Source organism: Achromobacter sp. 01N37, assembly GCF_056399725.1.
Genome location: NZ_JBFTRX010000011.1, coordinates 1 through 14,544 on the forward strand (window position 1 = coordinate 1; position 14,544 = coordinate 14,544).

General features: G+C 64.7%; 12 protein-coding genes. 7 read left to right on the forward strand and 5 right to left on the reverse strand.

The window, feature by feature from the left end; translation table 11 throughout:
- The 3 genes from AC1DSJ_RS21085 to AC1DSJ_RS21095 form a co-directional block, all read left to right on the forward strand.
- Window positions 1-1,745, forward strand: a 1,745-nt coding sequence (locus AC1DSJ_RS21085; RefSeq protein ID WP_441372084.1) for a phosphate acyltransferase, incomplete at its 5' end; no start/stop codon positions are given.
- Entirely contained in the window at window positions 1,726-2,955 is a 1,230-nt protein-coding gene (locus tag AC1DSJ_RS21090; protein ID WP_420840165.1) for a patatin-like phospholipase family protein, read from the forward strand. The genes AC1DSJ_RS21085 and AC1DSJ_RS21090, both read left to right, overlap by 20 nt.
- Window positions 2,952-3,419: a barstar family protein gene (locus tag AC1DSJ_RS21095; RefSeq protein WP_054422548.1), complete on the forward strand. Its 468-nt coding sequence runs from the start codon at window positions 2,952-2,954 to the stop codon at window positions 3,417-3,419. The genes AC1DSJ_RS21090 and AC1DSJ_RS21095 overlap by 4 nt, the downstream gene beginning before the upstream one ends.
- Before the next feature lie 57 nt (window positions 3,420-3,476).
- Here AC1DSJ_RS21095 and AC1DSJ_RS21100 read toward each other — a convergent pair whose 3' ends face one another.
- Window positions 3,477-4,208: a 16S rRNA (uracil(1498)-N(3))-methyltransferase gene (locus AC1DSJ_RS21100; RefSeq protein WP_175171414.1), complete on the reverse strand. Its 732-nt coding sequence runs from the start codon at window positions 4,206-4,208 to the stop codon at window positions 3,477-3,479.
- 33 nt (window positions 4,209-4,241) lie between these two features.
- Window positions 4,242-4,664, reverse strand: a complete 423-nt coding sequence (locus AC1DSJ_RS21105; protein WP_441372085.1) for a hypothetical protein — start codon at window positions 4,662-4,664, stop codon at window positions 4,242-4,244.
- 241 nt (window positions 4,665-4,905) lie between these two features.
- Here AC1DSJ_RS21105 and tkt point away from each other — a divergent pair, with 241 nt between their 5' ends.
- From tkt to AC1DSJ_RS21120, 3 genes are all read left to right on the forward strand, one after another.
- Complete coding sequence (gene tkt, locus AC1DSJ_RS21110) at window positions 4,906-6,942, forward strand: transketolase (protein ID WP_054422545.1); 2,037 nt, start codon at window positions 4,906-4,908, stop codon at window positions 6,940-6,942.
- A 14-nt stretch (window positions 6,943-6,956) separates the two neighbouring features.
- Complete coding sequence (gap, locus tag AC1DSJ_RS21115) at window positions 6,957-7,967, forward strand: type I glyceraldehyde-3-phosphate dehydrogenase (RefSeq protein ID WP_006221200.1); 1,011 nt, start codon at window positions 6,957-6,959, stop codon at window positions 7,965-7,967.
- A gap of 93 nt (window positions 7,968-8,060) precedes the next feature.
- Entirely contained in the window at window positions 8,061-9,257 is a 1,197-nt protein-coding gene (locus AC1DSJ_RS21120; protein ID WP_441372086.1) for a phosphoglycerate kinase, read from the forward strand.
- A gap of 130 nt (window positions 9,258-9,387) precedes the next feature.
- On the opposite strand, the gene AC1DSJ_RS21125 is transcribed toward AC1DSJ_RS21120, so the two are convergent.
- Window positions 9,388-10,380: a Bug family tripartite tricarboxylate transporter substrate binding protein gene (locus AC1DSJ_RS21125; RefSeq protein WP_441372087.1), complete on the reverse strand. Its 993-nt coding sequence runs from the start codon at window positions 10,378-10,380 to the stop codon at window positions 9,388-9,390.
- 320 nt (window positions 10,381-10,700) lie between these two features.
- Here AC1DSJ_RS21125 and AC1DSJ_RS21130 point away from each other — a divergent pair, with 320 nt between their 5' ends.
- On the forward strand, window positions 10,701-12,389 hold the full coding sequence (locus AC1DSJ_RS21130; protein WP_441372088.1) for a SulP family inorganic anion transporter: 1,689 nt from the start codon (window positions 10,701-10,703) through the stop codon (window positions 12,387-12,389).
- Between the two features lie 123 nt (window positions 12,390-12,512).
- On the opposite strand, the gene fabI is transcribed toward AC1DSJ_RS21130, so the two are convergent.
- Both fabI and AC1DSJ_RS21140 read right to left on the reverse strand, forming a co-directional pair.
- A complete protein-coding gene (gene fabI / locus AC1DSJ_RS21135) occupies window positions 12,513-13,301 on the reverse strand; it encodes an enoyl-ACP reductase FabI (RefSeq protein ID WP_054422542.1) in 789 nt (262 codons plus the stop codon).
- Window positions 13,298-14,482, reverse strand: coding sequence for an acetate/propionate family kinase (locus AC1DSJ_RS21140; RefSeq protein ID WP_476760388.1), 1,185 nt, complete (start codon window positions 14,480-14,482; stop codon window positions 13,298-13,300). The genes fabI and AC1DSJ_RS21140 overlap by 4 nt, the downstream gene beginning before the upstream one ends.
- Window positions 14,483-14,544: the final 62 nt, after the last annotated feature.

Below are 14,544 nucleotides of genomic sequence, written 5' to 3' on the forward strand. Positions count from 1 at the left end.
GTAAAGACATCAAGAAGGTCAAGGTTGTGACCTCGGGCGCGGGCGCCGCTGCCTTGGCTTGCCTGGACCTGATGGTGGACCTGGGTCTGCCGCTGGAAAACATCTGGGTGACGGACATCGAAGGCGTGGTCTATGAAGGCCGCACCGTGTTGATGGACCCGGACAAGGCGCGCTTTGCGCAGAAAACCGACGCCCGCAAGCTGGCCGAAGTGATCCAGGACGCCGACGTGTTCCTGGGGCTGTCGGCAGGCGGCGTGCTGAAGCCCGAGATGGTTGCTGCCATGGGCACGCGCCCGCTGATTCTGGCGCTGGCCAACCCGACCCCGGAAATCCTGCCGGAACTGGCGCACTCGGTACGTGACGACGTGGTCATGGCCACGGGCCGTTCGGACTACCCGAACCAGGTCAACAACGTGCTGTGTTTCCCGTACATTTTCCGTGGTGCGCTGGATGTGGGCGCCACGACCATCACGCGTGAAATGGAAAAGGCGGCGGTGTACGCCATTGCCCAGCTCGCGCAGGAAGAGCAGAACGAAGTCGTCGCCGCGGCGTATGGCACGTTCGATATTTCATTCGGCGCCGAATACCTGATTCCGAAGCCGTTCGACCCGCGCCTGATCGTGCGCATCGCCCCGGCAGTGGCCAAGGCCGCCATGGATGGTGGTGTCGCCACGCGCCCGCTGGCTGACTTGGAAGCCTACGAAGCACAGTTGCAGCAGTTTGTGTACCACTCGGGCGCGTTCATGAAGCCGCTGTTCTCGGCGGCCAAGCGCATCGTGCGCGAGGGCGGCCCGGCCCGTATCGTGTTTGCGGAAGGCGAAGACGAACGCGTGCTGCGCGCCGTGCAAGTGGTGGTGGACGAAGGCCTGGCGCGTCCCATCCTGGTGGGCCGTCCGTCGGTACTGCTGACCCGCATCGAAAAGCTGGGCCTGCGCTTGCGTTTGGGTGAAGACGTTGAAGTCACCAACCCGGAATACGACGAACGTTTCCATCAATACTGGACGACGTATTGGGAACGCATGTGCCGCCGCGGCATCACCAAGGAAATGGCGCGCGTGGAAATGCGCCGCCGCATGACCTTGATTGGCGCGATGATGGTTCACTTGGGCGACGCCGACGGCATGGTTTGCGGCTCGGTGGGCGCGTATCACGATCACCTGCGTTTTGTAGATGAAGTGATTGGCCGCCGCCCCGGCCACAACGTATATGCCGCCATGAACATCCTGCTGCTCAACGAGCGCACGGTGGTGCTGGTGGACACGCACGTGAACGACGAACCGTCGGCCGAACAGATCGCGGAATTCACGATCGCGGCCGCCAACGAAATGCGCCGGATGTACCTGGCGCCGAAGGTGGCGCTGCTGTCGCGGTCGAACTTCGGTTCGGGCAGTTCGGCGTCTGGCGCCAAGATGCGCCGTGCGCTGGAAATCGTGCGCGAGCAAGCCCCCGACCTGGAAATCGACGGCGAAATGCACGGCGACTGCGCGCTGGACGAAGCGCTGCGCATGCGCATCCTGCCGTCGTCCACGCTGAAGGGCGAAGCGAATCTGCTGGTGTGCCCGAACGTGGACTCCGGCAACATCGCCTACAACCTGCTCAAGACGGCAGCCGGCGGCAACGTGGCGGTGGGCCCGTTCCTGCTGGGCTGCAATGCGCCGGTGCATATTTTGACCTCCAGCTCGACCGTGCGCCGCATCGTCAACATGACCGCGATGACTGTGGTCGATGTCAACACGCCACGTTGAAGTCAGTCCCGCCGGCCCGGCGTGCCCACGCACGCCGACCGGTCTGGTCCTGACGGGTGGCGGCGCGCGAGCCGCCTATCAGGTCGGCGTGCTCAGCGCCATCATGGAGCTGCTGGACCCCGACTGGCACTCGCGCTTCCAGAATCCCTTCGACATCATTTGCGGCACCTCTGCCGGCGCGATCAACGCCGCCGCGCTGGCGTGCCGCGCCGACCGCCCGCACCTGGGCGTGCGCCGCATCCGCCGGCTGTGGTCGTCGCTGAACACCGACATGATTTACCGCGCCGACGCGCCGGGCCTGATCCGCACGGGCGTGCGCTGGCTGGGCCTGCTGGCGCTGGGCTGGATGTATTCGGGGTTGACGCGCAAGCGGCCGCAATCGCTGCTGGACAACAGCCCCATGGAAGCCCTGCTGGGGCGGGTGCTGGACTTTGGCAACTTGCGGTCCAATCTTGAACGCGGTTCGCTGTCGGCGCTGGCGATTACCGCGTCGGGCTACACCAGCGGCGAGCATCTGACGTTCTACCAGGCGCACACGCCCATCGAGCCCTGGCACCGATATCTGCGCCTGGCCATCCCCACGCCGATCAGCATGGATCATCTGATGGCGTCGTCGTCGATTCCGTTTGTGTTCCCCGCCCGCCAGGTCCAGGTGCATGGCAAGGGCGAGTGGTGCGGCGACGGCTCCATGCGGCAACTGGCCCCGATCAGCCCGGCCATTCATCTGGGGGCGCATCGGGTGATGGTGATTGGCACAGGGTTCCGCGACGACACCCACCCTGAGCACCGGGCGGATTCGCCGCCGTATCCCTCTTTGGCCCAAGTGGGCGGCCATGCGCTGTCTAGCATTTTCCTGGATGGCTTGTCGGTAGACGTTGAGCGCTTGGAGCGCATCAATTACCTGATGGACCACGCCACGCCGGACGGCGCGACCGTGAATGTGCGGCGCATTCAGGTGCTGACGATCACGCCCAGCCAGTCGCTGGACACGATGGCGCTGGAACACTTGAACGACATGCCTGCACAAGCCCGTGCTCTTTTTCGCGTACTCGGTGTATCGTCCGATCCACGCCGTCCAGGAGGCGGGGCCCTGATGTCCTATCTCTTGTTCGAATCCAGCTACACCAAGCGATTGATCGATCTGGGTTATGCCGATACGATGCAGCGTAACGACGAAGTGATCGCCTTTTTCAAGGAGGCTCAGGCATGACGCGCAATGGCCAATCTACGTTGCAGAAGCAGCTTCTGCGCGGCGGAGCGCTTCCTCATGAAGGGCTGGACAAGAAGGCCGTGGTGGATGCCTCCCACGAACTGGGCCTGTCCTTGTTCGTTGCCAACTGCGATCCTGCCAGGAGCCGTTCTGCGGTGCTGCGCGCCATCGTCAAGGCGGTGGACTTCCCCGAATACTTCGGCGGCAACCTGGATGCGCTCTATGACTGCCTGTGCGACACGGTGCTGGATCACAAGATTGGCGTCGTGCTGTGGCTGTACCGGCTGCATTCCGGCGACCCGGTCTTGGAAGAGGACGCCGCCCGCATTGAAACGGTGTGTTCGGACGCAGCCGATTTTGCCCGCGAGAACGGGCGCATCTTTGCGTTTGTTATTGAACACGCAGGCAAGCACCCCGACCCGGAGCCCGGCATTGCGGCCGCGCCTTACGGCGAAAACGACTGATCGCTACCCGCCCAACCGCTACCAGCTTAACCGCCAGCTAAACCGCCAGCTCAAACGCTACCAGCCCAACAAGGCGCTGACAGCAGATATCAGCGCCAGCCCGGCGGTCTCGGTTCGCAGCACACGCGGGCCGAATCGCACGGCCTGCACACCCGCCTGACGGGCGAGTTCCAATTCCTTGTCAGACCAGCCCCCTTCAGGCCCCACCAACAAGGTCAGCGCCTGCACGCCGGGCGTGGCGCGCAGCGCGCCAGCCAGGTCGTCAGCCGCTTCGGGGTGGCACAACAGGCGCGGGCCTTCGGCAGGCAGAGCCAGCCAGTCGGCCAGCGATTGCGGGGCATCCACCGCCATCAGCCGGTTGCGGCCACATTGCTCGGCGGCGGATTGCGCAATGCGCTGCCAATGCGCCACGCGCTTATCCAGCCGGGGGCCAGACAGTTGCAGCACGCTGCGTTGCGCGGCGATGGGGCTGACGCGCGCGGCGCCCAGCTCCACGGCTTTTTCCACCACCCAATCCATCTTGTCGCCCGAAGGCAGACCCTGCACGAGGGTGATGCGTCCGCCAAGCTCGGCTTCGCGAGCGGTGAAATCACCCAGTTGAGCAAAGCCCGCCTTGCCTTCAACGTCCAGCACGGCGGGGTACTCGCCACCCTGGCCATTGAACAGCACAACGGTTTCACCGGCTTTTAACCGCAGCACGCGCAGCGCGTGGTGCGCCAGCGCTTCGGGCAAGGCGATGCGGGTGCCGGCGGAAAGGGGGATGTCGCAAAAGAAGCGGGGGGCGGACATGGGGTTCTGGCGAAGAAGGGGCGGGCGAGCAGATTATTTGAGCGCGTAGCCTACCATCTTGACCCCCCATTCCAGGAAGGTGGGCGCGCTGGACGCCAGGTTCAGGCCCAGCAGCGTCAGAAACCCCACGGTCATTTTCTTGTCCAGGCGCATGAACTGCGCGCGCAGGTCGGCCAGATCTTCGTGGGTGGCGAAACGCTTGAGTTCTTCGCGGGTGGGCAACTGCGCAATCTGATTGCGGATTTCAGCCAGTTCTTCACGGCGCGCGAAGGGGGCAATCATGGTGGCCATTTCATTGCGCCAGTCCTGCCGAAGCTTGGCGGCCAGTTCGGCTTCGCCTTTGATCTGGGCGTGCTCAAGTGAGCGCGCCACCGCAATGGCGCGCTCTTCGCCCAGCGCGGTGCGCAATGCCATGATGCCTTCGACAGGAATGGTGAGTTTCAGCATGAGGCCCATGGTAGGCGGCTCCGGTAGAGGGGTACAGGGCCACATCCTGAATGTCAGACCACATTCCCGCAATTGTGGGATGTACGCTAATACTTCTCTCGCGGAAACGGCTGATTACATCGCGCATTACATCGAGCTTAAGGGGGATGGCGTGAGGGAAATCCCCTGATGCTAAAATCGTCTGCTTCGCAACCCACTCAACTGGCCCCTATATTTCCTGTAGACGGGTCAGCTTCAAAGAGCCTTCCGAATGAGCAATCCGACCGCCCCTAAACTTGCCTTGGCGGATGCCATCCGCGCCCTCGCGATGGATGCCGTGCAACAAGCGAACTCCGGGCATCCGGGTGCACCCATGGGCATGGCGGAAATCGCCCAAGCCTTGTGGACGGGCAACCTGCGCCACAATCCCAAAGATCCCGCCTGGGCCAACCGCGACCGCTTCGTGCTGTCCAACGGCCACGGCTCGATGCTGATCTACGCCCTGCTGCACCTGACGGGCTACGATCTGCCGATCGAAGAACTGAAGAACTTCCGCCAGCTGCATTCCAAGACGCCGGGCCACCCCGAAGTGGGCATCACCCCGGGCGTGGAAACGACCACCGGCCCGCTGGGCCAGGGCCTGGGCAACGCCGTGGGCATGGCGCTGGCTGAAGCGCTGCTGGCTGCTGAATTCAACAAGCCCGGCCACACCATCGTCGACCACCACACCTACGCCTTCACGGGCGACGGCTGCCTGATGGAAGGCATCTCGCACGAAGTGTGCTCGCTGGCCGGCACGCTGAAGCTGTCCAAGCTGGTCGTGCTGTATGACGACAACGGCATCTCCATCGACGGCCACGTCGAACACTGGTTCGCCGACGACACCGCCAAGCGTTTCGAAGGCTACGGCTGGAACGTGATCCGTGGCGTAGACGGCCATGACGTCGCCGCCGTGGACGCCGCCATCAAGGCCGCGCGTTCGCAATCGGAAAAGCCCACGCTGGTGATCTGCCGCACCGTGATCGGCAAGGGTTCGCCCAACATGGCCGGCACGCACAACGTGCACGGCGCGCCGCTGGGCAAGGACGAAATCGCCGCCACGCGCGCTGCGCTGGGCTGGTCGTCGGAACCCTTCCAGATTCCGCAAGCCGTGTACGACGGCTGGGATGGCCGCAAGCAGGGCGCAGCCGCGCAAGCCGAATGGCAATCTGCATTTGACGCCTACGCCGCCGAATTCCCCGCCGAAGCCGCTGAATTCACGCGCCGCATGAAGGGCGACATGCCCGAAGGCTACAACGAACAGTTCAAGGCATTCCTGAACGCCACGCTGGAAAAAGCCGAAACCGTGGCCACCCGCAAGGCCTCGCAATTCGCCATCGGCGCGCTGGCGCCGGTGCTGCCGGAAATGCTGGGTGGTTCCGCTGACCTGACCGGTTCCAACTTCACCGACTGGAAGGGCGTTGCCGCCGTTCGCGCCGGTGACAAGGGCATCCAGTTCGGCCGCCACATCAACTACGGCGTGCGCGAATTCGGCATGGCCGCCATCATGAACGGCGTGGCCCTGCACGGCGGCTACCTGCCCTTCGGCGGCACGTTCCTGACGTTTTCCGACTACTCGCGCAACGCCATCCGCATGGCCGCGCTGATGAAGCAGCGCGTGGTGCACGTGTTCACGCACGATTCGATCGGCCTGGGCGAAGACGGCCCGACTCACCAATCCATCGAACACGCCGCCAGCCTGCGTTTGATCCCCAACCTGTCGCTCTGGCGTCCTTGCGATACGGCTGAAACCGCCGTCGCCTGGAATGCCGCCGTGACGCGCCCGACCAGCATCGGCATGGACGTCCATGACGGCGGCCCGACGGCCCTGTTGCTGTCGCGCCAGAACCTGCCGTTCGTGCCGCGCGACGCCGCAACCGTTGACGCCATTGCGCGCGGCGGCTACGTGCTGCGTGATGCCGAAGGCGCCCGCGCCGTCATCATCGCCACGGGCTCGGAAGTGGCCATCGCGCTGGACGCGCAGGCGCAGCTGGCCAAGGAAGGCGTTGCTGTGCGCGTGGTCTCCATGCCCAGCACTGACGTGTTCGATAAGCAAGATGCCGCCTGGAAACAATCCGTGCTGCCCAAGGGCCTGCCGCGCGTGGCTGTCGAAGCCGGCGTCACCGCCTTCTGGCACAAGTACGTGGGCCTTGAAGGCGCCGTGGTCGGCATCGACCGCTACGGTGAGTCCGCTCCGGCCGGCGCACTGTTCAAGTTCTTCGGGCTGACCGCCGACAAGGTGGCCGAGACCGTCAAACAGGTTTTGTAAAAAAGGAGCTTAGTATGACTATTCGCGTCGCCATCAACGGTTACGGTCGCATCGGCCGCAACATCCTGCGTGCCCACTACGAAGGTGGCAAGAAGCACGATATCGAAATCGTCGCCATCAACGACTTGGGCGACCCCAAGACCAACGCGCACCTGACGCGTTACGACACCGCCCACGGCAAGTTCCCGGGCACCGTCGAAGTCGACGGCGACTTCATGGTCGTCAACGGCGACAAGATCCGCGTGCTGGCCAACCGCAACCCGGCTGAACTGCCCTGGGGCGAGCTGAAGGTCGACGTGGTTCTGGAATGCACGGGCTTCTTCACGACGAAGGAAAAGGCCGGCGCGCACATCAAGGGCGGCGCCAAGAAAGTCATCATCTCGGCCCCGGGCGGCAAGGATGTGGACGCCACCATCGTCTTCGGCGTGAACCACGGCGTGCTGAAGTCGACGGACACCGTCATCTCGAACGCTTCGTGCACCACCAACTGCCTGGCCCCGCTGGTCAAGCCGCTGAACGACAAGCTGGGTCTGGAAAACGGCCTGATGACGACCGTTCACGCCTACACCAACGACCAGGTCCTGACCGACGTCTATCACGAAGACCTGCGCCGCGCGCGTTCGGCCACGATGAGCATGATCCCCACGAAGACCGGCGCTGCCGCCGCCGTGGGCCTGGTGCTGCCGGAACTGAATGGCAAGCTGGACGGCTACGCCATCCGCGTCCCGACCATCAACGTGTCGCTGGTTGACCTGTCGTTCGTGGCCAGCCGCGACACGACCGCCGAAGAAGTGAACAGCATCCTGAAGGCGGCGTCGGAAGGCGAGTTGAAGGGCATTCTGGACTACAACACCGAGCCCCTGGTTTCGGTGGACTACAACCACAACCCGGCCTCCAGCACCGTTGACGCGTCGCTGACCAAGGTCTCGGGCCGTCTGGTCAAGGTCTCGTCCTGGTACGACAACGAGTGGGGCTTCTCGAACCGCATGCTCGACACCACCGTCGCGCTGATGTCGGCCAAGTAAGCAACACGGTCAGTCCAGAGGGGACGGATTTATTTTCCGCCATTGCGGAAAATGGGTTCGTCCCCTTTGTTCGCCCATCGTAGGAATTCAAATATGTCCAAGGTCAATACCCTGTCCGCGCTGGCCAAGTCCGGCGCACTGTCCGGCAAGCGCGTGTTCATTCGTGCCGACTTGAACGTGCCGTTCGATGATGCCGGCCGCATTTCCGAAGACACCCGCATCCGTGCGTCGGTGCCCGGCATTCGCCTGGCGCTGGATGCCGGCGCCGCCGTGATGGTCACGTCCCACTTGGGCCGCCCGAAAGAAGGCGTGCTGACCGAAGCCGACTCGCTCGCCAAGGTTGGCCAGCGCCTATCCGAATTGCTGGGCATGCCCGTGCAATTGGTGCGTGACTGGGTCGATGGCGTGCAGGTGGATCACGGCCAGGTCGTGCTGCTGGAAAACTGCCGCGTGAACGTCGGCGAAAAGAAAGACGACGAAGCGCTGGCCAAGAAGATGGCCGCGCTGTGCGACGTCTATGTCAACGACGCGTTCGGCACCGCCCACCGCGCCGAAGGCACCACGCACGGCATCGCGCGCTTTGCGCCCGTGGCTTGCGCCGGCCCCTTGCTGGAAGCCGAGCTCGACGCGCTGGGCCGTGCGCTGCACGAACCCAAGCGCCCGCTGGTCGCCATCGTGGGCGGCTCCAAGGTGTCGACCAAGCTGTCCATCCTGCAATCGCTGGCCGACAAGGTTGACCAGCTGGTGGTGGGTGGTGGCATCGCCAACACCTTCCTGCTGGCCGCTGGCCTGCCGATTGGCAAGTCGCTGGCCGAACCCGACCAGGTGGATCAGGCGCGCGCCGTGATCGAACTGATGAAGCAGCGCGGCGCGGCCGTGCCGATTCCGGTGGACGTGGTGTGCGCCAAGGCGTTCGGCGCGGATGCTGAAGCGACGGTGAAAGCCGCCACCGATGTGGCCGACGACGACATGATTCTGGACATCGGCCCGCAGACCGCGGCGCAGTTGGCCGAGATCCTGAAGAAGGCTGGCACCATCGTCTGGAACGGCCCGGTGGGCGTGTTTGAATTCGACCAGTTCGCCAACGGCACCGAAGTGGTGGCGCGCGCCATCGCGGAATCGGACGGCTTTTCGATTGCGGGCGGCGGTGACACGCTGGCCGCCATCGCCAAGTACGGCATCGGCGAACAAGTCGGCTACATCTCGACGGGCGGCGGCGCATTCCTGGAATTCCTGGAAGGCAAAACCCTGCCGGCCGTGGCCGTGCTGGAAGCCCGCGCGGCAAAGTAAACGGTGGGGCGGGCACGTTCGCAACGTGTCCGCGCGCCATTCAAAAACGCCCCTTTCGGGGCGTTTTTTTCGTCCAGCCAGATGCCGGTGTCAGATGCCGGCGCCAGATGCGGGCGCCAGATGCCGGTGGCTATTCCATCTTCGCGCCCGAGATCTTCACGATCTCGGCATACCGCGCAATTTCAGATTGAATAAACGCGCTGAACTGCTCCGGCGTTTGACCGGCCGGCACCAGCGCGCCCATGCTTTCCATGCGCTGCTTCACTTCCGGCGTGGCCGTGACGGCGTTCACTTCTTTGTTCAGGCGTTGCACCACATCGGCCGGCGTGCCGGCAGGGGCGACGATGCCGTACCAGGCCGACGCAATCATCTTCGGCACCGCGGCTTCCTCGAACGTGGGCACGTCCGGCAGCGCCGGCAAACGCTGGTGCGACGCAACGGCCAGCGCGCGCAACGCGCCTGCTTGCACCTGGGCCAATGAACCCGTGTCCAGCATCATGTCGACTTGTCCGGCCAGCAGATCCGACACGGCGGGGCCGCTGCCCTTGTAGGGAATGTGCAGCACGTCCGCACCGGTCAGATGCTTGAACAGCGCGCCCGCCAGGTGCTGCGACGACCCCACGCCGCCCGAGCCGTAATTCAGCTTGCCCGGCTCAGCCTTTGCGGCGGCCACCAGGTCCGCCACCGATTTGAAGGGTGACTGCTTGGGCACTTCCAAAATGTTCGGGATCTCGGCCACGAAAGCGACGGGCGCGAAGTCCTTGGACGCATCGAACCCCAGGCGCGAATACAGATGCGGGTTCGCAGCGTTAGTGGAGCTGGTGGCCATCAGCAGCGTGTAGCCGTCCGCCTTTTCGCGGACGAACGACGCCGTGCCGATATTGCCGCCTGCGCCGGCCTTGTTGTCCACGATCACCGTCTGGCCCAGGCGTTCCGTCAGGCGTTGCGCCAGCAGGCGGGCCAGCGAGTCAGTGGCGCCGCCCGGGGGCCATGGCACGACGAGCTTGATGGGGCGCTCGGGGTAGCTTTGGGCGTAGGCGGCGGGGGCGGCGCCAGCGGCAACCGCGGCAAGCCCGGCGACAGCGAGCGCGCGGCTGGCGCGCCGCAGGAAGGCGTAGGACATGGAGTCTCCAAATGTGCCGGCCGTTGTATCCGCATCGGGTGGGCGAGGCGGCGGGCCGTGTCGGTGTGCATTGACGCGGCGTGTCGCCGCTTTTCTTATGCGAGGGACTCTACGCAATCCTCCTTTCCTACAAAAGAGATAAATAATCAACAAACTCTATTCCATAAGGGAATGGAATGCGGGAATGGAATGCGAATGGATTGAGGGATGGCACGCGGCGGTCGTTTGATCTAAAACGGTTTGGTGCGCCTGCCCTTGGTGTAGGCTGGCGGTCCTCACGCGCCTTGCGTCATCTCAACCTTCAGGTCGTTCGCAGCACCATGAATCTACGTTTCTTTCCCGGCCTGAATAATTTCCGTGGCATCACGCGGGACTCGGCGCGGCGCGACGTCATGGCCGGGTTGAGCGTGGCGGCCGTGGCCTTGCCGGTGGGGCTGGCGTACGCCGCAATGATGGGCGTGCCGCCCGTTGCCGGCCTGTGGGCCGCCATTGCGGGCATGCTGGGCTACGCGTTGTTCGGCTCGTCGCGCACGCTGATCGTGGGGCCGGACACCGCTACCTGCACGCTGATCGCCGCCACCTTGACGGGTATGGCGCTGACCTCGCCCGAAGACCGCCTGGTTGCGGCCACGGGCATTGCGCTGACCGTAGGCGTGGGCTGCCTGATCGCGCGCGTGCTGCGGCTGGGCGTGCTGGCCAACCTGCTGTCGCGCCCCGTGCTGATCGGCTACATGGCGGGCGTGGCCATCACGCTGGCGATGTCGCAACTGAGTGGCCTGACGGGCGTGGGCTTGCGCAATAGCGGGCTGGTGCATCCGTTTCTGGAGTTGTCGCGCCGCATTCAGGAAATTCAGATTCCAACGCTTTGCCTGGGGCTGGCGTCGTGCATTCTGTTGGTGGGGCTCAAGCGCTGGCGCCCGGCGTGGCCGGGGCCGATTTTGCTGGTGCTGGGCGGCTGTCTGCTGTCGTGGCTATTCAACTTTCCCGAGCTGGGCATTGCGGTGGTGGGCGAAGTGCCTGCCGGCTTGCCCGGCATCAGCCTGCCCGTTCGGCTTGAAGGCGTGGACAGCATCTTGCTGGGTGCGGCAGGCGTGCTGGTGGTCAGCTTTTCCAGCGGCATCGTCACCGCGCGCAGCTTTGCCGCGCGCACGGGCGAGCACGTTGACCCCAACCGCGAGCTCGTGGGGTTCGGCGCGGCCAACGTCGCGGCAGGCCTGTTCCAGGGTTTCGTCGTGACGGGCGCCGATTCGCGCACGGCGGTGGGGCTGGTGGCGGGCGGGTCATCGCCCTTGGTCAGCATCAGCGCGGCGATGGCGCTGGCGATCGTGGTGGGTCTCTTGAGTGAGCCGTTGTACTGGCTGCCGCAAGCAGTGCTGTCAGCCATCTTGCTGCTGGCTGCGGTGAGCTTGTTTGATGTCAAAGCCTTCATGCGGCTGGCGCGAATTTCCCGCATCGAACTGGCATTCGGCATCTTGGCAGCGGTAGGCGTGGTGGGATTCGGCGTGCTGCAAGGCGTGGCCGTGTCGGTGGGCGCGACCTTGCTGTACGCGATGTACGTGTCAGGCAACCCGCGTGATGCGCTGCTGGGCCGGTTGCCGGGCGAATCCGTGCTGGGCAAGCTGCACCTGAATCCCGAAGCGCAGCCGGTGCCGGGCGCCGTGATCTGGCTATTTGAATCGTCGGTATGGTTCTTCAACGCCGACGCCTTCCGCCGCCGCGCGCGCGAAGTCATGGATCAGGCTGGCGATGTGCAATGGTTCGTGCTGGACGCCGAAGCCATGACGCAGGCCGATGCCGACGCGGTGGAAGCCTTGTACGAGCTCAAGCGCGAGCTCGACGACCGCCACATCACCCTGCTGGTGGCGGGCGGCCACGGCCAGTTCCGCATGGCGCTGGAACGCTCGGGGCTGGTCAAGAAGATCGGCCGCGACAAAATCTTCGGCAGCCCAGAGCAAGCGGTGGAAGCGATTGAACGTTGGCGTCAGCCAGCGCCAGAGACGTTGGCCTGAGTTTGGCCTGACGTCGCCCCGAGGTTGCTTCGACGTTGCCCCGGGGTTGCTCCGACGTTGCCCCGACGTCGCCCCGACGTTGCTCCGACGTTGCTCCGACGTTGCCCCGACGTTGGCGTGCCCCTAATCGATGATGTGATAGCCGCCGTCGATGTACAGCGTCTGCCCCGTCATCAAACGGGCAGCGTCCGTGGCGAGCCAGGCGGTGGCTTCGCCCACGTCATCAATCGACACCAGGCTGCGCGCCGGCGCCTTGGACTGGGCGCGGTCCAGCAAGGCGTCGAATTCCGCAATGCCCGATGCGGCGCGCGTCTTCAGCGGCCCCGGAGATATCGCATGCACGCGGATGCCTTGCGGGCCGAGTTCGGCGGCCAGATAGCGCGTGGCGGATTCCAGCGCGGCTTTGACCGGGCCCATCATGTTGTAGTGTTCCACCACCATCTGCGAGCCGTAATAGCTCATGCAGAAGAGGGCGCCGCCCTTGGCCATCAGCGGTTCGGCAAGTTTTGCCATGCGGATGAATGACCAGCACGACACGTCCATCGCTTGCAGAAAGCCCTCGCGCGAACAGTCGGTGACGCGGCCGTGCAGGTCGGCGCGCGGCGCGAATGCGATGGAGTGCAGCACGAAGTCCAGCTGGCCCCATTCGGCGGTGACGCGGTCGAACACGGCTTCCAGTTCGCCCTCGTTCAACAGGTTCAGCGGCATCAGCAATGACGCATCCACCTGGCGCGCAAGCGGCTCCACATGCGGCAGCGCCTTGTCGTTCAGGTAGGTTACGGCCAGCTCCGCGCCCATCGCACGAAACGCCTTGGCGCAGCCCCAGGCAATGGAATCCGCGTTGGCGATGCCGGTGACCAGTCCACGCTTGCCAGCCAGCGGCAGCGCCGGGTTGAGGGTGGGCGCGTTCATCGTTGACGCACCAAGGCCAGCGTGTGCTGCGCGATGATCAGCTCTTCGTTCGTGCGGACCACATACACGCCGATGCGGCTGTCGTCGGTAGAGATGCGCGGCCCGTGATGAGCGTTGCGTTCGGGGTCCAGCTTGATGCCCAGCCAGCCCCAATGGTCGGCGATGGCTTGGCGGATTTCGGCAGAATTTTCACCCACGCCGGCGGTGAAGACGATGCCGTCGATACCGTTCATGGCGCAGCCCAGGCCGATCATGCCTTCGGCGACGCGCCACGCGAAATACTTCAGCGCCAATTGCGCGGCGGGCGCATCGCTGGCCAGCAGTTCGCGCATGTCGTTGCTGATGCCCGACAGGCCTTTCATGCCGCAGTCGTGATAGAGCAGGTGCTCGATCTGGTCGTGGTCCATGCCGCGTTCCATCATCCACAGCACCACGCCTGGGTCCAGCCGGCCGGGTCGCGTGCCCATGGGCAGGCCTTCCAGTGCGGTGAAGCCCATCGTGCTGTCCACGCTCTTGCCTTCAAACATGGCGCAAGCCGACACGCCCGAGCCCAGATGCGCGGCAATGATCTTGCCCATCGCCAGGTCAGGCAGCGCCTGGCGCAAGCGCTGCGCGATGTACTCGTAAGACAGACCGTGAAAGCCGTAGCGGCGCACGCCTTCCTGATACAGCGATTCCGGCAGCGCGTAGCGGTCGGCCACATCGGAATGGCTGCGGTGAAAGGCGGTGTCGAAGCACGCCACCTGCGGAATCCACGGGCGGCGTTCGCGGATGACGCGAATGGGCGCCAGATTGTTTGGCTGATGCAGCGGCGCAAGCGGGGTGAAGGTGTCGAGCTTGGCCAGGATGGCGTCGTCGATCAGGACGGGTTCAGACAGATCCGGGCCGCCATGCACCACGCGGTGGCCCACCGCCAGCGGCGCGCCGCCCAGATGGCCGCTTAGCCACGTGCCGACCACTTCCTGGCCGTTGGGCACGTCGGCGGCGTGGGCGGGCGCAATGTCGCGTTCGACCAGCGTCTGGCCGTCGGCGRCACGCACGCGCAAGCGGGGGTGTGACGTGCCGATGCCTTCCAGCTGCCCGCCCAGGCGCGGCGCGAGTTCTTGCTTGTCGTCGATGTCGTACAGGTAGAACTTGATGCTGGAACTGCCGGCGTTGATGACGAGAATGGTGTCGCTCATGGCTCTGGAATCCGGTAGCAATGGGGCGGGGATCAACCCCGCGTTTCAGATCAACGTTTCAG

Excerpts from the sequence above, each read along its gene's own strand:
- AC1DSJ_RS21095 (WP_054422548.1), top strand. The coding sequence starts at position 2,952 with ATGACGCGCAATGGCCAATCTACGTTGCAGAAGCAGCTTCTGCGCGGC.
- AC1DSJ_RS21090 (WP_420840165.1), top strand. The coding sequence starts at position 1,726 with ATGTCAACACGCCACGTTGAAGTCAGTCCCGCCGGCCCGGCGTGCCCA.
- AC1DSJ_RS21100 (WP_175171414.1), bottom strand. The coding sequence starts at position 4,208 with ATGTCCGCCCCCCGCTTCTTTTGCGACATCCCCCTTTCCGCCGGCACC.
- AC1DSJ_RS21105 (WP_441372085.1), bottom strand. The coding sequence starts at position 4,664 with ATGGGCCTCATGCTGAAACTCACCATTCCTGTCGAAGGCATCATGGCA.
- gap (WP_006221200.1), top strand. The coding sequence starts at position 6,957 with ATGACTATTCGCGTCGCCATCAACGGTTACGGTCGCATCGGCCGCAAC.
- AC1DSJ_RS21130 (WP_441372088.1), top strand. The coding sequence starts at position 10,701 with ATGAATCTACGTTTCTTTCCCGGCCTGAATAATTTCCGTGGCATCACG.
- fabI (WP_054422542.1), bottom strand. The coding sequence starts at position 13,301 with ATGAACGCGCCCACCCTCAACCCGGCGCTGCCGCTGGCTGGCAAGCGT.
- AC1DSJ_RS21125 (WP_441372087.1), bottom strand. The coding sequence starts at position 10,380 with ATGTCCTACGCCTTCCTGCGGCGCGCCAGCCGCGCGCTCGCTGTCGCC.
- tkt (WP_054422545.1), top strand. The coding sequence starts at position 4,906 with ATGAGCAATCCGACCGCCCCTAAACTTGCCTTGGCGGATGCCATCCGC.
- AC1DSJ_RS21120 (WP_441372086.1), top strand. The coding sequence starts at position 8,061 with ATGTCCAAGGTCAATACCCTGTCCGCGCTGGCCAAGTCCGGCGCACTG.